Here is a 25941-nt window from a genome sequence, read left to right on the forward strand (position 1 = left end):
CTCTTCCTGCAACTGGAGGGCATCGAACACCGCACCACCAAGGTGCGCAGGCCGCAAAGCAACGGCTTCGTGGAACGCCTGCACAGGACGCTTCTGGACGAGCACTTCCGCATCAAGGGCCGCCAGAAGTGGTACGAGTCCTTGGAGGAGATGCAGGCCGACCTGGACGAATACCTGCGCCACTACAACCACGAGCGCACGCACCAGGGCCGGAACATGAACGGCAGGACCCCGAACCAGGCCTTCCTGGACGGCCTGCCCAAGCCGGAGAAGACCAAGAAAAAGGCGGCCGAGGCGGCCGCCTAGAAATCACCCCGCCAGGGGTGGCAGTGTCAGGTGAATACTATCTCTGTACAGTTGATCCGGACATGATGAAAGCCTGACACGTCCAGGGCGTCATAGCTGCTTAAAGCGTCCGTGTAGACGATGCTGTCGGGCAAAATCATCCGCTCAATTACCGGCAGCAAAGTCGCCCTCTGGGCATTGGGAATCATTGTCGTGTAGACCTTGCATCCACGTTTCAACAGCCCAAAAACAGGCACTTTCCCGGCCGCACCACGCCCCCGTTTACCCTTTCGGCGTCCACCGAAGTAACTCTCATCCACTTCCACTTCGCCGGAGAAAGGAGAAGCCTTCTCCATCTCCTCGGCAACAACCTTACGCAGCCGAGTAAAGAATGAAACCGCCGTGTTCTTGTTTACGCCCACGAGCTGGGCCGCAGCACGGGCAGTTGTCCCGGCGACGAAGTGTTCCATCAAGCGTGAACGCTTGTGAATGCTGAGCCGACTCTTCCTCTCGTACATGGGGCCATCCTAACTGTAAGCTGAACTCTTAGCTAGGACAGCCCCAAAAACAAATCACATTGGATAATCTTAATCAAAACCACACCAAGAGGCCACGTGTAAAGCAGAAACGGACAAAGAAAAGGTGGCCGAGGCGGCCGCCTAGAAATCACCCCGCCAGGGTCGTTGGCTTTTTTTCTTTTGCTGTCTTGCCAAAAGAAATGAAGAAGAGCATATATTAAACGTAGCACCTTTAGTAATCCATCACTGGGAAGCCCAAGCCTTGCAGGTCATACCAACTGCAAGTTGTGCAAACTTGAAATTTCTTTAACAGTAGTTGAACCTCCTACAAGGACAAGAAACATTGAGCAATATTAACCTGCTGCCTTTTCCAAAAATATTTTATAATGCACATATAATCATACACAATCAGCGTAAGGAGAGGCGAAGTGAAAGAGTATCTCGACGAGATAAAATCCAGAATCGAGGAACTGGATGAAAAAATCAATAAGCTTAACTTGATTGCCAGAAGGGAAACCAGCCCAGAGTTGCGAAGGACGCTACCGCCCATCTTGCCGAGTTCAAGGCCAAGAAGGATAGCCTTGTGAAAAAGTTTGATCAGCTGAAAGCCGCGTCGGAGGACACACCCAGCGTAAGCAAGGGTGAGGTTGAAACCATCTACGATGAACTTGCCTCATACATTGATAGAATACTTGCAAAGCATTTCGCCTCTTCTGGCACCGGTTTATTATACATAACACATAAGTTGGCGGCATAAACGACAAAAATGCATTTACTGTTTCTATTATATAACATGCCCTATCATGCCTAGCAATGTACTGTGTGTGCCTTGTCTCTCGACGAGCGAATTAAAGAATGCATTTTCAAAAAGTGCATGCATTCAACGACAAAACATGTAATGCAACTCTGCTGAAAATAATCAGCCTCAAACAATTTTCGCAAGCGCAATCCTCCGTGGCATACGACATGGATCACCAGAAATAATTCACTTGCATATTAAAAATGTTGTTTCCACATAGGCATATTGGAACGATTTCCTCTGTTCTATTGTAATGGATGATGAAATTCACGCAGAGTTACTCTCCGTTGTTCAAGGTGTATCTTTTTAACGACTGACCTTCATCACGATTTTCAGCCATTAACGAGGAGAACGCCATGGCGTTCAAGCATTTTGCGTTCACGGCAGGCGCCCAAAAAGCCCAGCATCCTGGCCCAGAGACCGGACTGTTACGATCTGAGTTGCTCAGCATCAAACAATTGGAGATCCACGCGGCCGCCCTGGCCGGCATGCACAAGATTGACCCAACTCCTGGACAAGACAAGCTTCTTTCGAGACTGGCCGATAACGAACGCGTTCTGCTGGCAGCGTATGGGGTGGTGACGGGAGAGGCTACGCCAGGACAACGGATTTTGCCGGCGGAGGCGTGGCTGCTCGACAACTTTTATCTCATCGAACAGCAGATCAGTTTGGCGCGCAGACACCTGCCGCGCGGCTACAGTCGGAGGCTGCCGCGATTAGCCGAAGGGCCGTCGGCTGGATTCCCGCGCATCTATGACTTGGCCTTGGAATTGATCTCCCACATGGATGGCCGCGTGGACAACGAAAACGCCACCCGGATAGTTGCCTCGTACCAGTCCGTCGAGCCGTTAACGCTGGGCGAGCTGTGGGCCTTTCCGATCATGCTGCAGCTTGCCCTGCTGGAAAACCTGCGCCGCGTCGGGAAACGGATCGCCAACCAGCGAAAGGAGCGCGAAGCAGCCATCCTGTGGGCGGACCGCATGCTTTCTACCGCCGACAACGACCCAAAACAGCTCATTCTTCTGCTCGCTAAGTTTGCCGATGCCGATGTGCCACTGACGGCTCCCTTTGTGGAAGAGTTCTATGCCAGGCTTCAGACGCAAGCGGACGTCATGGCCTTCATAGAAACCTGGATCGAACAGAAGCTGCGTGAGCAGGGAGTGACTGCGGAGCAGTTGTCAGCCGTGGCTGGCCGAACCGCCGCGGCCAATCAGATCTCCATCGCGAACAGCATCGGCAGCCTGCGGTTCATCGGGGCAATGGACTGGAAGGATTTTGTCGAATCCCTCAGTGTCGTCGAACGCATCCTGTCAGACGACCCGGCGGGACTACATACCGCCCAGGATTTCACAACCCGCAACCGTTATCGGAACGTCATCGAGGATCTGGCACGGGGCATTTCTCGCAGTGAATCGGCGGTGGCGCATGCGGCCATTGCCCTCGCACAGACTGCCGCGGAACGATCGGACGCCGGCGACCGCTCGATGCATGTCGGCTTCTATCTTGTCGAAACAGGGCGCGACTTGTTGGAGCGCGCCCTCGGCTATCACCTGCCGTGGCTGACTCGGATGCGCAGGGCGGGGCGACGGTTCTGCCTTACCCTCTACCTTGGGCCCATTCTGATACTCACCGCGCTGGCGACATGGATGACGCTCTTGCCCTTGGGCAGGCTCGGGATTTCTGACTGGCGGTATTGGCTTTTTGCGGCCATCGGCGCTCTTTGTGCCTCGTCGGTTGCCGTCGCGTTGGTGAACTTGGCGGCCACGCTCCTCTTGCCGCCTCGCGTTATTCCACGACTGGATTTCTCAAATGGAATTCCCTCTGCCCATCGGACCATGGTTGTCGTCCCCACGCTGTTGAATAAACAAGACGAGGTGGATGACCTGATCGAAGCCCTTGAGATTCGATATCTGGGCAACCGCGATCAGAACGTGTTCTTCGCCTTGTTGACCGATTTTCACGACGCGCCCGAGCGCAGCATGCCAGGCGACGATGCCTTGCTGGACCGGGCCCGCGCAGGCATCAGAGGGCTCAATGATAAGCACCCAGAAACACATCCCTTTTATCTTTTCCACCGCCCGCGGACGTGGAACGCCTGCCAACGAGTATGGATGGGCTACGAACGCAAGCGTGGCAAGCTGGAGCAGTTCAACGCCATACTGCGGGGAGAGGGGCGCGAAGCGTTCTCGGATATGCTCGGTGATTTGTCCATCCTCAGTTCGATCCAATACGTCATTACCCTGGACACCGACACCCAGCTGCCCCGCGACACGGCGCGCAAGCTTGTCGGCAACATGGCGCACCCTCTCAATCGCCCAGTGTATGACGCGGTGAAGAAGCGCGTTGTCAAAGGCTATGCGATCCTGCAGCCACGCGTGTCGATCAGCCTTGCAAGCGCAAGTCGGTCACGCTTTGCCAGGCTGTTCGCCGGGGATTCGGGCATTGACCCCTACACCCGCGAGGTTTCGGATGCCTACCAGGATATTTTCGGGGAAGGCTCTTTCCTCGGCAAGGGCATTTATGATGTCGACGCGTTTCGCCTGGCAACCGGCGGGTGTTTTCCGGAAAACCTCATTCTCAGCCACGATTTGTTGGAAAGCAGCTACGCCCGCTCGGCGCTGGTGAGCGACGTAGATCTCATCGAAGAACTCCCGGCCAGCTACGCCGTCGAATCCAGTCGTCGACACCGCTGGATCCGCGGTGACTGGCAGCTTGCCGGTTGGTTGCTCCGGCGCGTACCCGGCCCTGCCGGGTGTGTGGGCGTGAAGGCGAAGCGGCAAGCAAATCCGCTTTCTCCGCTCTCGGTATGGAAGATCGCCGATAACCTCAGGCGCAGCCTTGTGCCGCCGGCGTTGCTGGCCTTGCTGGCAGTGGGATGGCTGTTCGGGCCGGGGGCGGCGTGGCTCTGGAGCCTGGCGGCCGTTGGCGTGGTGTTTTTGCCCCCCCTGCTGCGAACGCTGATCGAGCTTATCCGCAAGCCGGAAGAGTACTCGTGGCGGGTGCAGCTCACGTTGATGAAGCAATCCGCGGGCCGCCCGATGACCCGCGCCATGCTGTCACTGCTCTTCTTGCCTTACGACGCGTTGATCTGCCTGGACGCCATTCTGCGGTCTGGAGTGCGGATGCTGTATACCAGACGCGGGTTGCTGCTCTGGCATATGCGGTCATACTCCCGTCGCAACGCGCGCCACTCTGTGGGCGATTATTTCGTGGAGATGTGGATTGCCCCGGCCCTGGCATTGGCGTTGGCGTGTGTGTTGGGGAGCGACCAGGCCATGGCTTGGCCCGCCTGGACGCCTATTGCGATGCTCTGGCTGGCGTCGCCGGTTGCGGGCTGGTGGCTCAGCAAGCCGCTCGTGCCCGCCCGACTGGACGTGAGCTCCGAGCAGGCAACGTTTCTGAGAGGGGCAGCCCGGAGAACATGGCGTTATTTCACGGACTTCGTCGGCCCCCAGGACAATTGGCTGCCGCCCGACAACTTTCAGGAGTATCCAGCGGCGGCCACCGCCTCGCGCACTTCGCCCACGAATATAGGCTTGTCGCTGCTGTCCACCTTGGCAGCCTACGACTTTGGATACATTTCCTCCGGAACGCTGCTACGCAGGACCGAATCCACCCTGGCTGCGATGGAGAAGTTGGAGCGATATCGGGGTCATTTTTACAATTGGTACGACACCCGAACACTGCAGCCGCTTCGCCCGCAGTACGTATCTGCGGTGGACAGCGGCAACCTGGCCGCCTGCTTGCTCACCCTGCAAGCAGGGCTGGTCGAGTTGAAAGACCGCCCGGTTCTTTCTCCGAACGCCATCCAGGGGCTGCGGGACACCTTTCAGGTGCTTGTGGAATACATGCCGCAGTCGCCGCCTGCGACTATTGCACAGAGTATCGAGCGCCTGCAGGACCTCCTGCACGTCAGCGCAAGGAACGAACGGCCACGGACGCTGTCCGAGGCTGAGAGTACGCTGGGAACACTTCACCGCGCTGGCGAGGGGCTTCTGGCCTCTCTGGTCGGTGATCCGCATGGTGACGAAGAGTGGCATTATTGGGCTCGAACTCTTCATCAGCAAGTCATCGATTTGCGAAATGATTTGCGAGTGTTGATCCCTGAGCCGCGGCAATCCAACGACATCCCCACCCTTGCGAAGTTGTTGCAAAGGGCTGCGGCTGAGACCTCGCCATCCTCCTCCGCACGAACGGAGACGCCAGCGCCGGATCGTTATCGAGGGGCCTTGGAACGACTCAGGGTCATCAATTCCCTGGTGCAACGATGCGACCGCCTGGGCGATATGGAGTTTGACTTTCTCTACGATTCCACGCGCGACTTGCTGGCAATCGGCTACGACGTGGGTGAGCTCCACCGCGACCCGACCTGTTACGACCTGCTCGCATCGGAAGCCCGCCTGACCAGCTTCTTGCTCATCGCGCAAGGGCAGGCGCCACAGGAGCATTGGTTCTCCATGGGCCGGCTGCTGACGAGCCATGGCGGCGACGTGAGCCTCATATCGTGGAGCGGCTCCATGTTCGAGTATCTGATGCCGCAGTTGATGCTGCCAAGCTACGAGAACACGTTGTTGGACCAAACCTGCAAAGCCGCGGTGTCGCGCCAGATCGAATACGGCCGGCAACGCGCCGTGCCCTGGGGCATTTCCGAGTCGTGCTACAACACCACCGATATGCACCATATTTACCAGTACCGGGCGTTCGGCGTGCCTGGCTTGGGGTTCAAACGCGGTTTAGGCGAGGACTTGGTCATTGCCCCGTATGCCAGCGCGCTCGCGTTGACCGTGGCGCCCCGGGAAGCATGTCGAAACCTGCAGGAACTGGCCACAATGGGGGGCCTTGGCAGCTATGGGTTCTATGAAGCATTGGACTACACGCCGTCGCGTGTTTTGCCAGGCAACAATAACGCCATGGTCCGCGCGTTCATGGCGCATCATCAGGGCATGAGCCTGTTGTCCTTCGGGCATGTGCTGCTGGACAGGCCGATGCAGCGCCGATTCATGTCCGCCCCCCTGACGCGGGCTACGGAACTGCTGTTGCAGGAGCGTGTGCCGAAATCAGGCGGCATGGTCTACCCCCATGTCCCGGAAGTGAACGCTGCGGCGCGACCACCCGTTGCCGCTGCGGGGGCGATCATGCGGGCGTACGCAACTCCGGACACACGCATCCCCGAAGTGCATCTGTTGTCCAATGGCAGGTATCACGTCATGGCGACCAACGCCGGCGGGGGCTACAGCCGGTGGCGTGACCTGGCCCTGACCCGCTGGCGGGAGGATTCCACATGCGACTGTTGGGGCGCGTTCATCTATTTGCGCGACCGCGAAACGGAGCGGTATTGGTCCGTGGCGCATCAGCCCACGCGGAGCAAGGCGGATCGCTACGAGGCAACCTTCGTGCAGGCGCGCGCGGAATTCCGACGGCGCGACCAGGAAATCGAAACACACACCGAGATCAGCGTCTCGCCGGAAGACGATGTGGAGATCCGTCGCGTCACACTGGCGAACCAGTCCTCCCGCCAGCGCCTCATCGAGGTGACGAGCTACGCGGAGGTGGTGCTGGCGCCCCTGAATGCCGACTTGGCCCATCGTTCCTTCAGCAACCTGTTCGTGCAAACCGAAATCCTGCATGACCGGCAGGCGATTCTTTGCACGCGGCGGCCCCGCTCCCCAGGGGAGAAGCCGCCCTGGATGTTTCATCTGATGGCAGCGCCGGGCGTAGCCATTGACGACGCCTCGTTTGAGACAGACCGAGCCAAGTTCATTGGGCGGGGACGGACGACGGCAAATCCGGCGGCCTTGCAAGAGGGCAACAGCCCCGCACTGCTTTCAAATTCGGCTGGTTCGACGCTCGACCCCATCGTGGCCATCCGTCGCACGGTTAACTTGCCGCCGGACGAATCTGCCACCGTGCAGATCATCACCGGCGTGGCGGAAACGCGGAACGCGGCGCTGGCGTTGCTGGAAAAGTACTGCGACCGCCATTTTGTCGAACGTGCCTTTGAAATGGCTTGGTTCCAGAGCCAGGAAGTGCTGCGTCACCTCAACGCGAACGAGGCCGATGCGCAGATTTTCGGCCACCTAGCTTCCTCAGTCATTTTTTCCAGTGACTTGCACCGTGCCGCGCCAAGCCTTATCGCCCGCAACAGACTTGGCCAGTCTGGGTTGTGGCGCTTCGGCATCTCGGGCGACATGCCTATCGTGCTCATTCGGATTGACGGCCCTGAACGAATCGACCTGGTGAAACAGATGCTGCAGGCCCACGCCTATTGGCGAATGAAAGGCCTTGCGGCGGACCTGGTGATCATGAACGAGGATTTCTCGGGCTACCGGGCGGTCCTGCAAGACGAAATCGTTAGATTGATCAACAGCGGATCCGAAGCGCAGGTTGTCGACAAGCCAGGCGGTGTATTCTTGCGGCGAGCCGACGAGCTTTCCGAGACGGATCGAGTCTTGTTTCAGGCTGTGGCCCGCGTCGTGCTTACCGACATTGTCGAAACCTCGGTGGAACCGCCTGAACGCCGCCAGTCGGCAAGGCCCGGGGCATATCATCTGGCACCCCAGGAACGGCAGACTGCGGGACAAGTTCATCCCCTGCTGGAGCGTGAGCGCATTTTCTTTAACGGCCTTGGCGGTTTCACCCGAGATGGACACGAATACGTCATCACCCTGGAGCCGGGGCAAAACACGCCCGCGCCCTGGGCCAATGTCATCGCCAGTCCGCACATAGGCACGGTCGTCACCGAAAGCGGTGGCGGCTACACCTGGGTTGAAAACGCCCACGAATTCCGATTGACCACGTGGCACGACGACCCGCTGAGCGACAGCAGCAGCGAGGCCTTCTACATCCGCGACGACGACACGGGCGTGTTCTGGTCGCCAACGCCGCTGCCTGCCCGCGGCCGCTCGGGGTATGTTTGTCGGCACGGGTTCGGCTACAGCGTGTTCGAGCATTTCGAAGAAGGCATCTCCTCGCAGCTAACCGCATACGTGGCAATGGACGCACCCGTGAAGCTCGTAGTGATTACGCTCCGAAACCATTCAGGTCGGCCGCGCAGATTGTCGCTTGCCGGGTATTGGGAGCTGGTGCTTGGCGAATGGCGACACACCAATCTGATGCACATCGTCATCGAAACGGATACGCAAAGCGGTGCATTGTTTGCCCGCAATGCCTTCAGCCGAGAGTTTTCCGACTGGATCACGTTTGCGCAAGTCAGCGAGCTGGAACGCTCGGCAACCGGAAACCGAACGGAGTTCATCGGCCGCAACGGTTCCCTGGCTAGCCCAGCGGCAATGCGCCGTAAACGTCTGTCGGGCAGAACGGGCGCCAGCCCAGACCCGTGCGCCGCGATGCTAACCCAAATCGATCTGGTCGACGGGGAAGAGCGCGAGATCGTGTTCGTCTTCGGCTCGGCCCGCAACACCGACGAGGCGCGGCACTATTCCCAGCGCTTCGGCGGACCGGTCGGGGCGCGGCAGGCGTTGGAATCGGTATGGGAATACTGGAACCACACCCTGGGTGCGGTGCAGGTGAGCACGCCGGACCTCGCGCTGGACATGCTGGCCAACGGCTGGTTGGTCTACCAGACGCTCTCCTGCAGGCTATGGGGGCGCAGCGGGACATACCAGTCCGGCGGCGCCTACGGCTTCCGCGACCAATTGCAGGACACCATGGCGTTGATCCACGCGACGCCGTGGCTCGCCCGCGAGCAGTTGCTGCGCTGCGCCGGGCGCCAGTTCCTCCAGGGAGACGTTCAGCACTGGTGGCATCCGCCCAATGGCCAAGGCGTCCGCACCCATATTTCCGACGACTACCTGTGGTTGCCTTATGCGGCCTGCCGGTATGTGTTCGCCACCGGCGATACGGGCGTGCTCGAGGAGTTGGCGCCGTTCCTGGAGGGTCGCGAGCTGTCCCCCACGGAAGAGGCCTACTACGACCAACCGCAGCGTTCGACCGAGGCCGCAAGCCTCTACGAACACTGCAGGCGGTCAATCCGACACGGCCTGCGCTTTGGCGCGCACCATTTGCCTTTAATGGGCAGCGGCGACTGGAACGACGGCATGAACCTGGTGGGCGCTGAAGGCCAGGGCGAAAGCGTTTGGCTCGCGTGGTTTCTGTACGAAACCCTCCACCTGTTCGCTGGCCTGGCGCGGGACCGGGGTGATACGGAGTTTGCCGATCTTTGCGCGGAGCAGTCCGTCGCGTTGGCCGCACACATCGAAGCCCATGCCTGGGATGGGAATTGGTATCTGCGCGCCTACTTCGATGACGGGACCCCTCTGGGCTCGGCAGACAGCAAGGAATGCCAAATCGACTCCATTAGTCAGAGCTGGGCGGTCATTTCGGGCGGAGGCAACCCGTCGCGAGCCCGCAGTGCCATGGCGGCGTTGGATGAACGATTGGTGCGACGCGAGGCACAGTTGATCCAGCTGTTCTCGCCACCCTTCGAGGTCTCGACCTTGGAGCCTGGATATATCAAAGGATACGCCCCCGGCGTGCGTGAAAACGGCGGCCAATACACCCATGCCGCCATCTGGGCTGCGATGGCCTTTGCCATGATGGGCGACGAGGACCGGGCATGGGAGCTCTACGCCATGCTCAACCCCATCAATCACGGGCTCCAGCTAAAAGATGCTGAAAGATACAAGGTCGAACCCTACGTGATGTGCGCTGATATTTACAGCACGCCGCCGCACACCGGCAGAGGGGGCTGGACCTGGTACACTGGCGCCGCAGGCTGGATGTATCGCCTGATCGTGGAGGAGTTCCTGGGACTGCGCCTTGAGGTGGATCGGTTGCGAATAGCGCCGTGCGTGCCAGCGCACTGGAAGTCTTACGTAGTCCACTACCGCTATCGAGAAACCGTTTATCACATTACCGTCAACCGCGTTGGGGAAACAACTGAACAACTGCTCCGCGTCACTCTGGATGGAGTCGCTGTCCCAAGTCCAGACATCAAGGATATTGCACGCCCACAAGGCTTGCTCCCCCTCGTGGACGACCACCAGGAGCATCACGTAGAGGTTGCGTTGAGCTGAACAGCGGGGGAGCTGCCAGCCCGCAAAAGATTGATGAGGCACCCCCGCTACTATCATCACCTGACCCCGCTTACGGTGTGTCCGTTCTGAAGGCTACGAGTAATGCAACCAGCTACGCGCGTTGACGGTTTGCGTTCGCAGCAATACGTTGCGAGCACTAACCCGCGTTGTGAAAACTCTTTCCTGATTCCTAGAAGAATATTGTAAAATCCAAGAGAACCTTTGAAACAAAGTACACCACTTCAATTTTGACGCTTCAGAATCCAGTCAAACCGTTCAACTCTGTTTTAAACAGAGAATACATACTATTCTGATTGGGCTTACGTGCCACAAATACACTGTCTAGGCCATATCTGACCAATGGTCGAATATGACCACGATATTCACAAGCATGTGGTGTAGCCAGCGGGCATTCACATGAAAGGTTCTTCATATAAATCAGCTTGATGCACAAGATAATGTTTAGAATAAAATGTGGTACATATATTGCTACTACTCAAGAAAGATTCACCTCAAGCATTATTCATAAAGAGAAGATTCATCCATGAGGTGGCTGATCGCCTTCAGAATCCAGCTAGAAAATTGCGCCGAGCTGCGATGCTCTTCATTCAGTAATTATAAATCTTCACCATGATCTAACATTCATGCGTACAAAATCAATTAGATTAGCAAGAACGTATTTATAAGAGGTTCATTTAATGATACTCACTATAATATCCATGACATCAACACCTGAAAAGCAACTTGAGCTGAAACAAACACTTCTCACGATAGAGAAAAACGCTACGGGACAAACAGGATGCTTGAGATTCGACATTTATTGTGAACTTGAAGACAAAAATCGCTTCAGCCTGCTGGGAGAGTGGGAAAACCGCAAGGATCTTGAACTGTATTTTACGTCTCATCAATTCAGCGTGTTGATGGGAACAAACACGCTTTTACGTGAAGCACTGGACATTGCAATTCATACGGTTTCATCATCAGAGGGAATAAATTCCGTTTACAAAGCAAGGCACCTCAAGACTATAAGCATATAAAACAGTAATAACATTGGAGCCTTACCATATGAATATTCTCTTAATCTATCCAATATTTCCCGATACGTTTTGGTCTTTCTCCTACGCGTTACGGTTCATCCGCAAAAAAGCGGCGTTACCACCCCTTGGCCTCATCACGGTCGCGGCGCTGTTGCCGGATCATTTTCAACTGCGCCTTGTCGACCTGAATGTGGACGCCCTTGGCGACGACGATCTGGCATGGGCCGACATGGCTTTTATCAGCGCGATGGCGGTTCAGCGCCAGTCGGCCATGGACGTCATTGACCGGTGCAAGGCCAAGGGCCTGACAATCGTTGCCGGCGGGCCGCTTTTCACTGCGCAACCTAATGATTTTGCGATGGTGGACCATTTGGTTTTGGACGAAGCCGAGGCCTCGCTGCCTGCGTTTCTAGCCGATTTGAATAATGGGCGCCCGAACCCCCTCTACCAGGCGGCCGACTACCCCGATATTCGCCGCAGCCCTATCCCCATGTGGGACTTGATTGATATACGCCACTACGCCTCGTTGAGCATTCAGTATTCCCGTGGCTGCCCCTTCAATTGTGAATTCTGCAATATCACGGCACTGCTCGGGCGCACCCCACGCACCAAGACGCCACAACAGGTGGTCGCGGAGCTGGACGCCATGTATCAGACAGGCTGGCGGGGCAATGTCTTTTTCGTGGACGACAATTTTATCGGCAACAAATCTTCCCTCAAAAACCACTTGCTGCCTGAGTTGATCAAATGGCGCCAGGGTAAAAAGGGATTTGTTTTCTTTACGGAAGCCTCGATCAATCTTGCCGATGACCCCGAGTTGATGGACATGATGACCCAGGCGGGATTCGACTCCGTATTTGTTGGCATAGAGACGCCGGACGTGGGCAGCCTCACCGAATGCGCAAAGACCCAAAATAAAAACAGAGACTTGATTCAAGATGTCATAACAATGCATCGCTCCGGATTGCAAGTCATGGGCGGCTTCATCGTGGGCTTTGACAATGACCCACCGTCGATTTTTCAACGCCAGATAGATTTCATTCAGCAAAGCGGCATCGTAACAGCCATGGTGGGCATGCTCCAGGCCCCTCCGGGAACACGGCTGTTTGATCGCCTTGTGGGAGAGCAGCGCGTAAGCGGGGAGTTTTCCGGCGACAATGTGGACGGATGCACCAATATCATCCCGGCCATGGGGCTCGACAAACTGATCGCTGGATATCGCGCCATCATGAAGGAAATTTACTCGCCACGCCTCTACTACCGACGGGTTAAGCGATTCTTGGGGGTTCTCAAGGCGCCGGTGGCGACCACTCCCGTGGAATTTCAGCGATTCCTCGCGTTTTGGCGCGCCAGCGTGCGGCTCGGCATTTTGGGCAAAGAGCGGTTCCAATACTGGCGACTGTTGGCATGGACGCTGACGCGGAGGCCAAGAATGTTTCCGTTGGCGGTAACCCTGGCCATCTACGGATACCATTTCCGGAGGATATGCGAACTGCATATTCAGTAAAAAGCCGCAACATGAGTATCAGCAATTCCTATGAACCAACAAGAATCCATGCCAATACTCGATGCATGAATCAGGAGGCAGGTTATGTCTGAATTGAATCACTCCCCTGGAGGCTCTACGCTGACACTGGAAAATGTGCTGGAAAACATTCGGCAGAACTCGAGAAGAATCAAAGGTGGTCCAATTCTCATCCTTGTCGCCGGTTTCGTGGTGATAAGCTTATGGACCGCATGGTTCACAGTTCAGCCCGAGGAGACTGGAATTGTTCAACGGTTCGGTAAGGTCATGCGTACAGCCAGCCCTGGGCTACATTTCAAACTGCCATACAGCATCGAAACAGTCCGCTTGGTGCCCACGGCGCGGGTGCTGAAAGAAGAATTCGGTTTTCGAACGATGTCCACCGTTCCCGGTGAAAAAACTCGCTATGATACTCACGGAAAATATAAAGACGAATCGCTGATGCTCACCGGAGACTTAAACGTCATTGATGTCCAATGGATCGTCCAATATCGCATCGAAGACCCTATCCGTTACCTGTTTCATGTACGAGATACATCGAAAACCATCCGAGATACCACTGAAGCTGTCATGCGTCGCGCAGTGGGCAATCGCCTTGGCAGTGATGTGCTGACCACCGGGCGGGTGGCGGTGGCCAGTGAAGCAAAAGCAGAAATTCAAAAAATTCTCACTGGTTATGACACTGGAGTCCGTCTGGTAACGGTGGAGCTCCAGGATGTCACCCCGCCGGATACGGTCAAGCCGGCCTTTAATGAGGTCAACGAGTCTCGCCAGGACAAAGAGCGCACCATCAATAGAGCCCAGGAACAGGCCAACCAGGAAATCCCCAAAGCCCGGGGCGTGGCCGCGCAGAGCATCAGCGAGGCCGAAGGCTATGCCCTGGAACGCGTAAATCGCGCCGAAGGAGAGGCCACGCGATTCGAGGCCATTCTTGGAGAGTACCTGCAAGCCCCGCAGGTTACGCGACGCCGGCTGTATCTGGAGGCCATGACCGGTTTCCTGTCGTACATGAAAGGGCTTTATATTGTTGATCAAGACCAGAAGGCAATGGTGCCCTGGCTTCCAATTGAATCCAGTGCACCGCAGCCCGCAGGACAAGGAAACAAGCCATGAAATATACCGTGAAAACAATAAGCATCGCGCTCGCAGTGGTGGTCGCTATAGTACTGTATAATGGCCTGTACACGCTGGAAGAAGGGCTGCAGGCCATCGTCGTCCAGTTCGGCCGACCGGTCGGAGCGCCAATCACCGAGGCGGGGCTGCACATGAAACTGCCCTTTGTGCAGGAGGTCCGCCGATTTGAAAAACGTCTACTGGTCTGGGACGGTGACCCGAACCAAGTCCCCACCAAGGGACGTGAGTTCATCTGGGTGGATACCACCGCCCGCTGGCGGATTGCTGACGCCAAAAAATTCCTGGAGAACGTGGCCAGCGAAGAAGGAGCTCAGTCGCGCCTCAACGATATCCTCGATTCCGTGGTCCGCGACCAAGTGTCGAGTAGCGAGCTCGTGGAACTCGTGCGCAGCGCTTCATGGGAAGCGCCCAAGGGCGAAGCCTTGAAGGAAGTTCCAAAGGAACGTGAAGAAGAGCTCAAGAGAGAGATCGCTCGTGGCAGGGAGGAAATCACCCGCACGATACTGGCTGAAGCACAAAAGATCATCCCGCAATACGGCATCGAGCTGGTGGACATACGCATCAAGCGGCTCGACTATGTGGAAAGCGTTCGCGAAAAGGTCTACGAGCGCATGATCTCCGAGCGCAAACGCATCGCAGCGCAGTTTCGCTCCGAAGGCGAGGGGCGCAGCGCAGAGATCCTGGGCACAATGGAAAAAGAACTGCGTCAAATCCGCTCCACCGCTTACCGTCGGGTGCAGGAGATTCAAGGCCTGGCCGACGCTGACGCCACGCGCATATACGGCCAAGCGTATAACAAGAACCCAGAGTTCTATTCGTTTCTTCGGACTCTTGAAAGCTACAAGGACAAGACAAATCCGAATTCTGTGCTGATTCTGACAACTGACAGCGACTTCTATCAATACATCAAAAACGCAAATCCAAACAACGCTCAGATCCCATCTACCCCAGTGGTGCGAAAAGATGCGCCAGCAGAGGAGGCATCCAAAAGTAAATAGTTTTGCCTATGACCATGCCGTTAGCTATTGTGAGCGTTTACCATTGGAAATTCGTGTTCATACACTTGAAAATATAAAACCAGAAGCTCAGAGTGGATGCGATATTAAACAAAAGGAAAAGCATAAATAGGCGACGATGAAATTCACAAATTGATCGCTTGCGCTGCAATTGCGACAAGTAAATCGGTCAGTGCATTTCCTGTTGTCGCCAGAACCCTTTGTACAAAAGAGAAAAATAGAAATGGCCCACAATGACCCCAAATATACGCTCGGCAATATAGCGGATAAACTGCGTGCATTCTTAGGATTCAGCAACCATCCCAAAAAGCAGACTACTCCGCCAGGCAAGATGCGATTCAATCTTTTCTACTTTGTGCTGATCATGCTTGCACTCCCTTATATACAGCAGCTTATGTTTTCTTCAAAGACAGAGACGATCTCCTACAGTCAGTTCAAACAGTATGTCGACCAGAAAATCGCGGGGGAATTGGTCATCGGACCGGATAACATCACTGGCGAGGTCGCAGGATCGCCGAAAAGATCATTCACCACTGTTCGAGTGCCTGATCCGGAGTTGGTGAAGAATCTTGATGAGCACAGTATCAGTTATGCTGGCAAGTATGAGAATAAATTCCTGACCAGCCTTCTCTCCTGGGTTATACCCCTTGGAATTTTCTACCTGATCTGGAGATTCATCATGAAGAAGATGGGGCCGGGCATGGGTGTCATGTCATTTTCCAAGAGCAAGGCCAAGATTTTCGCGGAAAGCGACACCAAGGTCTCTTTTGCCGATGTGGCCGGCATCGATGAAGCCAGAGAAGAGCTTGCTGAGGTGGTCGAATTCTTGAAAACCCCCAAAAAATTTCAAAAATTGGGGGGGAGAATTCCCAAGGGGGTGCTGCTGGTGGGGCCGCCGGGAACCGGCAAGACCCTTCTGGCCCGGGCGGTCGCCGGGGAGGCCAAAGTGCCTTTTTTTTCCATCAGCGGGTCTGAATTCGTGGAGATGTTCGTCGGCGTGGGAGCGGCCCGCGTTCGCGATCTGTTCTCCCAGGCTGCGGCGCAAGCGCCTTGCATCATCTTCATTGATGAACTGGACGCGTTAGGCAAGGCCCGGGGGATGAATGTGATGGGCGGGCATGACGAACGGGAGCAAACGCTGAACCAGCTTCTGGTAGAGATGGATGGCTTTGAAACCAACAAGGGCGTCATCATCATGGCCGCCACCAACCGGCCGGAAATCCTGGACCCGGCCCTGCTGCGCCCGGGGCGCCTGGATCGGCAGGTGCTGGTGGACCGCCCGGACATCAACGGCCGGGAGGCCATCCTCAAAATACATTCCAAAAACGTTGCGCTAGGCCCCGACGTCGATCTGCGCCAGATCGCCGGCCGCACCCCGGGCTTCGTGGGCGCGGACCTGGCCAACATCATCAACGAGGCCGCGCTGCTGGCGGCCCGCAACGATAAAGAAGCCGTGGAGTCGGTCGATTTCGACGAGGCCATCGACCGGGTGGTTTCGGGACTGCAGAAAAAAAGCCGGGTGATGAACGCGCAGGAAAAAGAAATTGTCGCATTTCATGAATCCGGGCATGCCATTGTGGCCGAATCTGTCGAACATGCAGACCCTGTTCACAAAATATCCATCATCCCCCGGGGCATTGCCGCGCTCGGATACACGCAACAGCAGCCGACCGAGGATCGTTACTTATTGACGCGCTCGGAACTGAATGATCGTCTGGCCGTCCTTTTGGGCGGCCGAGTGGCGGAAGAGTTGGTGTTCAATGAAGTTTCCACCGGAGCGCAAAACGACCTGCAGCGGGCTTCCGACATCGCCCGGGCCATGGTCACGGAATACGGCATGAGCGATCTGCTGGGCCTGGTAAGCTATGAGCGTCCGCGCCAGGCGATGTTTCTGCCAGAGGGCTTTTCCCAGACAAAGACAAATTACAGCGAAGCCAAAGCCTCGCAAATAGATGACGAGGTCGCGCGTTTAGTCGACGAAGCCCATCAGCGAGTGCGTAACATTCTCGCGGAGCGCAGAACCGTCCTGGACGATTTGGCCCATATGCTTTCCGAAAAGGAGAGCGTGCAAGGCGAAGAGCTCAGACAAATGCTGGAGATCACCACACGCGAAAAGGGTCCTGTGGTTCCTACTTCACACTCAGAAGATAAGGTTGGAAACGAAGAAATGAAAACGGTGGAAGGGTGAGTAATGGATGACATCTTAAAATGGGCGCCGTCACCGCCAGCTGCAATCACCAGTATGTGCTGATTTAGTTATCACCTGACAGTAGACCACAAAAGCGAAGTGGTCATGCCGCCCTTGGTTGGGGTACGGCTGGAGTTGCGAAACTTCACCAACCTTTAACCAGGAGAACGTCATGACCACGCTCATTTCATGGCCAACTGTCAGGTGATAACCATCTCAGCACACCGGGGGGGGGTGATGCTTGACCAATGTCACAACCGCGGATTGTCACAAGGGCCCATGAACGGAACCGCTCGGATCGGGACGTTGATTGAAATGTTATGGCTTACGGATGTTGAGTTTGCGCATACGCGCGCGCAAGGTGCTGCGGTCCAGGTCCAGGATTTCAGCGGCGCTGTTGTTGCCGCTCACCTTCCAGCCGGTCTGTTCAAGCACGCGCGTGATATAATCCCGTTCAACATGCTCCAGAGTTTGCTCAAGCCTGGATGTGTCCTTGCGAGGCTTTTTCAGGTCATCCACCAACCGCAGCTTGGGACCCGAGGAGTTGATCACCGCCCTCTCAAGGACATTTTCCAGTTCGCGAACATTGCCGGGCCAGTGGTATTGTTGCAACGCGTCCATCACACCCTCCGGTACCACCCTGATGGTTTTGCCCAGTCTTCTTGAAATCCGGTCGATGTAAAAATTGACCAGCAGCGGGATGTCGTCCAGGCGATCGCGCAGAGGCGGCATGGTGATCGGAAAGATGTTCAGTCGGTACCACAAATCCTCCCGGAAGGAGCCTTTTTGGACTTCCGCCTGCAGGTCGCGATTGGTGGCGGCAATGATGCGCACGTCCACTTTTTTGGTTTCCGAGCTGCCCAGGCGTTCGAACTCTCCGTCTTCGATCACGCGGAGCAGCTTGGGCTGGAGTTCCAGAGGCAATTCGCCGATCTCGTCCAAAAAAAGCGTCGCGCCGTTGGCAACTTCAAAGCGCCCCAGCCGCCTAGCCTGCGCGCCGGTGAACGCGCCCTTTTCATGGCCGAAGAGTTCACTTTCTATAAGATTCGAAGGCAGCGCCGCGCAATTCATTTTGACCAGGGCGCGATGCTTGCGCAAGCTTGCGACGTGAATGGCTCTCGCCACCAATTCTTTGCCTGTTCCGGTTTCTCCGAGAAGCAACACGTTCGTATCGGTGCAGGCAATTTGCTCTACCTTGAAAAACACATAGTTAAGCGCGTCGCTATTGCCGACAATATCCTCGTGATTGTAAACCAGCTTGATCTCTTCCTGAAGATAGGCCTTCTCGGCTTCAAGCTGCTCCTTGAGTTTACGAATTTCGGCCGTTCGTTCTTCAACCAGCTCCTCGAGATGCTGTGTATAATGCTCACGCTCGGTCACATCCGCGATGGTCAGCAAAATCAGGTTACCGTGGCCCCCTTCGTCGTAAATCCGCCTGGCGTTCAAATTCATGACCTTGCGCCCGATGGCTTCAAAGTCGTGTTCCACCACAAAATCGTGAAAACTGGTGTTTTGAGGAAGGATATCTTCCAGCAGCACCTTTAGTCGGGGGATGTCCCATTGTCGGTTGCCCAAATCATAGATCAGCAAGCCCTCTGTCTCGGTGGGCTTGACCTGGAACATTTGATAAAAGGCGGGATTGGCCGTCACTATTATCAAGCCCGAATCCAGGAGGATCAATGGTTCGCGAATGGACCCGAGGATGGCTTTGTGCATTTCCAAAAAATTGTTAGTCATTTTAAAAAATGTTTTGATTTTCATCTGGTTACTTTTCGGATAATCATATCAAAACTCTCGGGTGACTTCAATTAATTCGATGAAAAAGCAAGTTAGGTGATGGCCCTCCCATGATGCGGTTCTAAATGGATACTGTTGGCGACATCCCAGCCTCAACTGGAACAATGGATCCGTCAGGTGGGCAAGGCCCGACTTGATCTGACTCTTCCTCTTGAAAATGAAGAAGTTCTCCCTTTTGATGGGTTTGTTCCCAACCATCCAAATGGCAGCCGGAACGTTGCCTCAGCATCCGCTGGGAGTTATGACAATTTCTGGTGTTTGAAGCCGTAAAGAGGGTGACGTACCCTGTCGGGTGAGCAATCCACAATGAATAACCGACAATCGGTGGTACACCACCCATGAGCAAGGCTATCGTTTCTAACCTCAACGGACAAGCGTCAGGCCTGGATGCCCTGACGGAACGGGTCCGGGAAGGAGCGCGAAGGATCATCGCCCAGGCACTGGAAGCCAAATTGCAGGAATTGCTGGCAAGCATTTCCCTGGCTCTGCCCGGCGGCAAGAGAAGTGTCGTCCGCAACGGCTACCTGCCCGAGATGGACATCCTCACCGGCGCAGGCCCGGTCACAGTGCGAGTTCCGAAGGTGCGTGACAGGCTGGGCCGGGGCATCAAGTTCACTTCACGCCTCGTGCCGCCCTACCTCAAACGCGCGGAGCGGATCGAGGTGTTCTTGCCCCGTTGCTGTACCTACGCGGAGTGTCCACCGGCGACTTCTCTGAAGCACTTGCGGCCCTTCGCGGTCCTGGAGCAAAAGGGTTGTCAGCCAATACCATCAGTCGGTTGAAGCAGAGCTGGCAGGACGAGCACCGCGAGTGGCTCACACGTTCACTGAAAGAACGACGCTACGTCTACCTCTGGGCCGATGGCGTCTATTTCAATGTCCGGGCCGACGACGCTAGGCAATGTATTCTGGTGGTGATCGGAGCCACGACCGACACTAGAAACAATACTAATCAGATTTAAAAACGAAGTAAACGGCAACAATTAAGACAAAAAAAGAGGGTGGCGAACCACCCTCTGTAATCTCACTTAAGCCTTGCCAGTCAGGGACTAACAGCCTATTGCCGTCCCCCTAACTGGACACATACTAAACACGAATCATCAAAACGGCACGTCGTCCATGCCGCTGGCCTCGCTGGGGAAGGCCGGGCCGAGGTCTTCGTCCTCGTAGCCGCCGCCCTGCGGAGCCGGGGCCGGCCTGCGGTTGCCGCCCTGCTGGGGCGCGCCCTGGGCGCGGGGGCCGTCGTAACCGCCCTGCCCGGCGCTCTTGGGATCCAGGAACTGCACGCGCATGGCCTTGATCTCCGTGGTGTAGCGGTCCGACCCGTCCTTGGCCTGCCATTTCTGGGTCTGCAGGGAGCCCTCCACGTAGACCATGCTGCCCTTGTGCAGATAGTTGGCCACGGGCTCGGCCTGGCGTCCCCAGACCACGATGCGGTGCCACTCGGTGCGCTCCACCATGTTGCCGTCCTGGCCGCGATAGGACTCGTCCGTGGCCATGCGGAAATTCGCCACGGGCTGGCCGGACTGGGTGTAGCGAAGCTCGGGGTCCACGCCCAGGCGGCCGATAAGCATCACCCGGTTCAAAGAAGCCATATCAGTCTCCTCGGTTAGCTTTCAACGCTTGAAAAAACGAAAAATTCCTCTGGGTTGCGAATCGCCGGAGCGAGCCTTTGCGGCTCCGCCCTCCTGCCGGCGCGACCGGGATTTCCCCGAATCCGCATCGGGCTTCGATACGACAAAAGGCGCCTCCGGGGCAAGCCTTTCCAGGTCGTCCAGGGCGGCCTCGATCTCTTGGCTCAGGCTGTTGGCGCGGCCCGCGTCCCAGTCCGCCAGGGCCGAATCCATATCCGCGCACAGGGCCTGGGCGGTCTCGATGCCGGAAAGAAAATCGGGATTGAGCTCCCCCTGCTCCAGCTCGAAGCGGACGCGGTCCCCCAGGGTCGCAACCAGCTCCAGCACCCCGCGCTCCTGCGCCGGGGGCCCGGCGACCACCGGGGGATACGGCCAGGCCAGGGCCGACAGCCGGGGCCAGGCGCGCCACACGTCCTCCGGCCGGAACGTGGACGCGCTCACGCGGATCTGCAGAAACCTGCCCATGGGAACCCTCCCCGAGCACGGCGGCGGGCCACACGGGCGACAAGCGCCCCGTTCTGCCCTAGCGTTCTTCCCACTCGCTCTGCACCCTGCTGACCACGTCCTGGATCTGGGACAGCTGGTCCTCGGGGCAGACGCCGATGAGCGGCGCGCCCGCCTCCACGCTCTCGTTGTGCTTGAAATACAAGGCGTAGATCATGCCCTCCGGACCCGTGTAGGCCAGGGGGGTCTCCCGCTTCATGCGCGAGACGATGAACAGCTCCATGCCGTCGGCCACGCGCACGGTCTGGGGACCGGCGGTCTTGACCTTCACGTCCACCTCGGGGACGAAATAGTACTTGGCCTGCTCCGGGGCGTGGAACAGGTACAGCGTCTTCTTGAGGATGGCCGCGATGACCTCCTCGCGGGTCAGATAGTGGCGGATGGAGCACAAGAGCGTGCCCTCCTCCACGAAGGCGCCGTCGAACTCGCCGCGCACCTCCTCGATCTCGCCGTCCAGGGGGGCGTACACGGGCTTCTTGTTGCGCTCGCGCTCCAGGGTGGCCAGGAGCGTGCCCGGCCGTTCGCGCCAGTTGCCGGACACCCCGTGCACGGCCGTGCCCGGCTCGGAGGCCTGGAACTCCACCACCCCCGTATGCGGGGCCCGCACCTCCACCACCTTGTAGGGGGAGGCCTTCATCTCGTCCAAGAGTGCCTTGACGTCTATCACTATCGGTTCCGTCCGTGTTTTCGTTGGCTGTCAGCCGCGGGCTAGCGGTAGTACAGGTTGCGGCCGCCCATGGTCAGCAGGGCCTGATGCAGATTCTCGCGCACCTCGCGGCGGTCCCAGATGCCGTGGATGTGGCCGCGCGACAGGGCCTGATGCGCGTCGTGGTAGTTGGGCGGCAGTTCCAGTCCCGTGGTCTCCCGGATCACGCCCGGTCCCGCAAAGCCGATGTTGGCGGAGCGGATGGCGAACTGATACGGCGAGCAGCCCAGGAAGCTGGCCACCGGCCCGGCGTAGGAGTTGGTGTCGTAGACCACGATGTACAGGCCGCCGGCCTCGATGTAGCGGCGCACGGCCATGGTGCAGCGCGGCATCTGGATGACGCCGTTGACGCCCTCCTGGATGCGTATGCCCGCGGTGCCGTGCACGTAGGCCAGAAGCGGATAGTGCTTGCGCCGCGCGCGCTCGCAGGCGCGCACGAACTTCTCGCCCTCGGCCGCGCCCACGGTGCCGCCTCGGAACGAGCCCACCAGCATGGCGCAAACCAGGTTCACGTGCTTGATGCGCGCCTCGAAGGTCAGGCAGGCGCTCTTCAGCCCCGTGGCCGCCTTGGCCTTCTCCAGCTTGGCGTCCAGCCCGTCGTAGGACAGGGGGTTGCCCGCCTCCACGTTGCGCGAGAACTGGAAGATGGAGTCGTAGTCGAAGAGGTTGTGCATGTACCACTGGTATTCCATGGGGAAATGGTGCCCGCAGTTGGAGCAGACCCCGGCGAAATCGCGATACAGGTCCGGGGCCCAGAGGTCCTTGCAGCCGTGGGTGCCCGTGTTGGGGCAGGTCACGGCGCGATCCTCGCGGGCCTGGGGGCTGACGTAGGCGGCCCCGGTGCCGCAGTCGTCCTCGTCCCAGCAGGACAGCTGGGTCAGGCTCTTCTCGGCTTCCTTGAGCGCGCCCTTGCCGTTGTCCCGGCCCAGGGCCTTGCGCACCCACTTGGCGGGCACGGCGGCCGTGTCCTTGACCACCTGCATCTCGCTGCCGATCTCCTCCATGACCTGGGCCACGCGCTTCTGGTGCTTGCGCAGGAAATCGTACTTGAAGAAGGAATACACGCCCCAGCCCGTCTCGCGCATCAGGCGCTCGATCTTCTGGCTGAAGGGGGTGCGGTCGATGCACGCGCCGTGGCTCATCCTGCGCAGGCGCTGGTAGCGCCGCCAGACCATGCGCTCGCGCGCGCCGGCGGACATGCTCCAGCGCACGTAGATGTCCTCCGCATTGGCGTCCCTGCGCTTCTTGCGGGTGTGCAGGCTCATGGCGCGGAAGAACTTCCAGCCGCGCACGTTGAGGATGACCTCGTCCGTGGCGCTGATGACCTCGTTGCGCAGCATGCGGAAGAAGTCGTAGTGGTTGGGCCGCGCGCCCAAAGCGGGTTCGGGCACCACCCGGTCGACGTAGCCCATGGCGCGGTTGTCGTCGGCGGTGATCTTGAGCTGCTCGGCGCAGCGCTCCACCAGCTCGGCGCTGGCCCGCTGGTCCCCGCGCACGCGGCCCTCGATGGCCGCCGCGCCCTCGGGGCTGATCACGGAATAGTAGCCGTGGGACAGCATCAGGCGCATGTCCGCCAGGCTGATGGCCTCGGCGCCGCCCGAGCCGCCCTCGGAGAACACGCTGATGATGGGCACGCGCAGGCCCGCCATGCCGTAGAGGTTCTTGGCGATCTGCTGGGCCGCGCCCGGCCAGTCCTCCAGAGGATACGCGCCCGGGGTGAAGACGTAGGTGTGGATGGGGATGTTCTCGGTCTCGGCCACTTCCATGTAGTGCAGGGCCTTGGCGTTGCCCCAGGGCTTCACGGAGCCGCCGTTGCGGAACTCCTCGCCGTGGCCCTTTTCCTGGCCGATGACCATCACGGGCTGGTTGTAGACCTTGCCGCCCACGCGACGGCTGATGTAGGCCCGGGCGATGAGCATGCTGGGGTCGATGTTGTATTCGCCCTCGCCGCCCAGCTCGGTGTAGTTGTCGTAGACGTTCTCCAGGATGTCCTTGAGGCAGATGCGCTGGGGGTGGCGCACGATGCGCACCCGGTCCATGGGCCTGAGCCCGCGCTCCAGCTTGCGCTCCAGGAACACGTAGAGGTCCTCCAGGGCGCTCAATTGGCGCTCGCGGTCCTCCTCGGACATGGAGCCCTGGCGCTCGGAGAAGTCCGCCAGCTTGGACTGCAGGAGTTCGACGTTGACGTTCTCCCGGTCCCCGAAGATGTCCTTTATGTAGCCGAGCCTCTGGGTGAGGCCGTCGAGTCTCTTCTCTATATCCATGATTCCCCGCTCTCAGCCCTGCCCGGCCGGACCGCTTGCGCGGCCCCCGGGGGCGAAGCGTTATGCGTTTGGTTTCAGGCGAAAACGAGCAACTGGTCGGTCTTCTCGCGCAGGAACGCCACGTTGGACTTGAGGCCTCCACCGCTGGAATCCTTGCCGCGCAACACCAGGTTGTCAAGGAACTCCAGGCCCCGGGCCTTGGCTTCGGCCAGATCCTGCCCCCAAATAATTGCTAGCGCAAGGTTCGGGTCGAAGTCGGTGGGAATCCGGTACTCGGTGTCCGTGGGGACCTGGGTGTGCACGCCCAGCCAGGGCTCGGCCTTCCAGTTGAAGGCGTCGATGGTCCCGGACCAGGGGGTGAACTTGTTGTCCGGGTCCTCGGCTATGATGCGGTACTCGATGCCCACGCCCTCGAAAGAGATGTCGTCCTGGGAATACTCCAGCTTCTCGCCCAGGCTCAGGCGCAGCTGCTCGGCGATGAGGTCCACGCCGTTCTTGCCCTTGATGCGCGAGATCACGGCGGACACGCCGTTCTCCACCTGGATGCGGGTGTTGACCTCCATGAGAAAGGGTTCGCCCTTGGGGGTCACGATCCATTCCCAGGTGCCCACGCTGTCGTATTTCGCCTCGCGGGCGATGGCCAGGCTGTGGTCCTTGATCTCGTCCATGACCTTGGCCGCGTCGAACCCGTAGCCGATCTCGCCGGGCGCGAAGCCCGGGGCGACCTCGATGCGCTTCTGGCGGCCCGTGGACTGCACGGAGCAGTTGCGGGTACCGAAGTGCAGGGGCTCGGAACCGTGGCGGTCGCAGAGGATCTGGACCTCCAGGTGGTTGAAGTCGAAGATGCGCTGCTCCACGAGCACGCCCTCGTCGCCGAACTGGCGCTTGGCGTAGTTGCGGATGCGGCGGTACACGCTGCGGAAGGCGTCGGGGTGGTGGATCTCGTCGATGCCCATGCCTCCGCCGCCGGCGGACGCCTTGACCAGCACCACCGGCTGGGGCACGCCCTGCTCCTTCTGGAAGGCGAACAGGTTGCGGGCGACCTCCTCGGCCTCCAGCTCGTCGTAGATGGGCTTGTCGGACCCGGGAACCGTGGGCACGCCCAGGCCGCGGGCCAGGCGCTTGGTGTTGATCTTGTCGCCCAGGTCACGGATCACGCGCCAGGACGGGCCGATCCAGAGCAGGCCCTGCCTGCGCTCGGTGACCCGGCGGGCGAAGCGGAAGTCCTCGGCGAAAAAGCCGTAGCCCGGATGCACGGCGGTGGCGCCGGACACGTCGGCCACGGCCAGGATCTCGTTGTCGTCCTGGTAGGAGGAGATGCGGTACAGGGAGCCTTCCCCGCCCTTCTCCCGCGCCAGGCGCACATGGCCGGACTCGCTGTCCGCGCCCGTGTACACACAAACAAAGTCCAGGCCCAACTTGTCACAGGCCTGGACTATCCTCATGGCGATCTCGCCTCTGTTGGCAATAAGAACCTTGTGCTTGCTCAACACTACCTCG

The 25941-nt window shown here is 58.2% G+C and carries 13 protein-coding genes and 2 pseudogenes; 8 read left to right on the forward strand and 7 right to left on the reverse strand.

The features are described from left to right. Positions 1–306 (forward strand): integrase core domain-containing protein (locus ACYYG1_RS08580; RefSeq protein WP_461209889.1); only part of this gene is annotated, 306 nt, incomplete at its 5' end. A gap of 50 nt (positions 307–356) precedes the next feature. Here ACYYG1_RS08580 and ACYYG1_RS08585 read toward each other — a convergent pair. Next, positions 357–803: pseudogene (locus tag ACYYG1_RS08585) on the reverse strand (IS1595 family transposase); the annotation flags it as partial. A 1155-nt stretch (positions 804–1958) separates the two neighbouring features. Here ACYYG1_RS08585 and ACYYG1_RS08590 point away from each other — a divergent pair. From ACYYG1_RS08590 to ftsH, 6 genes are all read left to right on the forward strand, one after another. Beyond that, on the forward strand, positions 1959–10637 hold the full coding sequence (locus tag ACYYG1_RS08590) for a glycoside hydrolase family 94 protein (RefSeq protein WP_461209890.1): 8679 nt from the start codon (positions 1959–1961) through the stop codon (positions 10635–10637). 698 nt (positions 10638–11335) lie between these two features. Further along, complete coding sequence (locus ACYYG1_RS08595) at positions 11336–11674, forward strand: putative quinol monooxygenase (RefSeq protein ID WP_461209891.1); 339 nt, start codon at positions 11336–11338, stop codon at positions 11672–11674. 28 nt (positions 11675–11702) lie between these two features. Further along, positions 11703–13181, forward strand: a complete 1479-nt coding sequence (locus ACYYG1_RS08600; protein WP_461209892.1) for a B12-binding domain-containing radical SAM protein — start codon at positions 11703–11705, stop codon at positions 13179–13181. Positions 13182–13265: 84 nt separating this feature from the next. Further along, positions 13266–14312: an FtsH protease activity modulator HflK gene (gene hflK / locus ACYYG1_RS08605; protein WP_461209893.1), complete on the forward strand. Its 1047-nt coding sequence runs from the start codon at positions 13266–13268 to the stop codon at positions 14310–14312. Next, on the forward strand, positions 14309–15331 hold the full coding sequence (gene hflC, locus ACYYG1_RS08610; RefSeq protein ID WP_461209894.1) for a protease modulator HflC: 1023 nt from the start codon (positions 14309–14311) through the stop codon (positions 15329–15331). Before hflK ends, hflC begins: the two co-directional genes overlap by 4 nt. A 349-nt stretch (positions 15332–15680) precedes the next feature. After that, positions 15681–17537: an ATP-dependent zinc metalloprotease FtsH gene (gene ftsH, locus ACYYG1_RS08615; RefSeq protein WP_461210022.1), complete on the forward strand. Its 1857-nt coding sequence runs from the start codon at positions 15681–15683 to the stop codon at positions 17535–17537. 318 nt (positions 17538–17855) lie between these two features. Here ftsH and ACYYG1_RS08620 read toward each other — a convergent pair whose 3' ends face one another. Then, positions 17856–19298 (reverse strand): sigma-54 interaction domain-containing protein, encoded by a 1443-nt coding sequence (locus ACYYG1_RS08620; RefSeq protein WP_461209895.1) that lies wholly within the window; start codon positions 19296–19298, stop codon positions 17856–17858. Between the two features lie 374 nt (positions 19299–19672). On the opposite strand from ACYYG1_RS08620, the pseudogene ACYYG1_RS08625 reads away from it, so the two are divergent. Next, positions 19673–20262: pseudogene (locus ACYYG1_RS08625) on the forward strand (transposase); the annotation flags it as partial. Between the two features lie 171 nt (positions 20263–20433). Here the strand turns inward: ACYYG1_RS08625 and ACYYG1_RS08630 are convergent. From ACYYG1_RS08630 to ACYYG1_RS08650, 5 genes are all read right to left on the reverse strand, one after another. Continuing rightward, positions 20434–20928, reverse strand: a complete 495-nt coding sequence (locus tag ACYYG1_RS08630; protein ID WP_461209896.1) for a single-stranded DNA-binding protein — start codon at positions 20926–20928, stop codon at positions 20434–20436. Positions 20929–20949: 21 nt separating this feature from the next. Then, positions 20950–21432 carry a hypothetical protein gene (locus ACYYG1_RS08635; protein WP_461209897.1) on the reverse strand — a complete coding sequence of 161 codons (483 nt, stop codon included), beginning with the start codon at positions 21430–21432 and terminating at the stop codon, positions 20950–20952. 58 nt (positions 21433–21490) lie between these two features. Beyond that, positions 21491–22138, reverse strand: a complete 648-nt coding sequence (locus ACYYG1_RS08640; RefSeq protein ID WP_461209898.1) for a biotin attachment protein — start codon at positions 22136–22138, stop codon at positions 21491–21493. Between the two features lie 41 nt (positions 22139–22179). Next, a complete protein-coding gene (locus ACYYG1_RS08645; protein ID WP_461209899.1) occupies positions 22180–24441 on the reverse strand; it encodes a carboxyl transferase domain-containing protein in 2262 nt (753 codons plus the stop codon). A 74-nt stretch (positions 24442–24515) separates the two neighbouring features. Then, entirely contained in the window at positions 24516–25934 is a 1419-nt protein-coding gene (locus ACYYG1_RS08650) for an ATP-binding protein (protein ID WP_461209900.1), read from the reverse strand. Positions 25935–25941: the final 7 nt, after the last annotated feature.

This window comes from Desulfocurvus sp. DL1XJH-121 (assembly GCF_054819825.1).

Coding starts and splice junctions, on each gene's coding strand:
- hflC (WP_461209894.1), top strand. CDS start 14,309: ATGAAATATACCGTGAAAACAATAAGCATCGCGCTCGCAGTGGTGGTC.
- ACYYG1_RS08590 (WP_461209890.1), top strand. CDS start 1,959: ATGGCGTTCAAGCATTTTGCGTTCACGGCAGGCGCCCAAAAAGCCCAG.
- ACYYG1_RS08645 (WP_461209899.1), bottom strand. CDS start 24,441: ATGGATATAGAGAAGAGACTCGACGGCCTCACCCAGAGGCTCGGCTAC.
- hflK (WP_461209893.1), top strand. CDS start 13,266: ATGTCTGAATTGAATCACTCCCCTGGAGGCTCTACGCTGACACTGGAA.
- ACYYG1_RS08620 (WP_461209895.1), bottom strand. CDS start 19,298: ATGAAAATCAAAACATTTTTTAAAATGACTAACAATTTTTTGGAAATG.
- ACYYG1_RS08600 (WP_461209892.1), top strand. CDS start 11,703: ATGAATATTCTCTTAATCTATCCAATATTTCCCGATACGTTTTGGTCT.
- ftsH (WP_461210022.1), top strand. CDS start 15,681: ATGCGATTCAATCTTTTCTACTTTGTGCTGATCATGCTTGCACTCCCT.
- ACYYG1_RS08630 (WP_461209896.1), bottom strand. CDS start 20,928: ATGGCTTCTTTGAACCGGGTGATGCTTATCGGCCGCCTGGGCGTGGAC.
- ACYYG1_RS08635 (WP_461209897.1), bottom strand. CDS start 21,432: ATGGGCAGGTTTCTGCAGATCCGCGTGAGCGCGTCCACGTTCCGGCCG.
- ACYYG1_RS08595 (WP_461209891.1), top strand. CDS start 11,336: ATGATACTCACTATAATATCCATGACATCAACACCTGAAAAGCAACTT.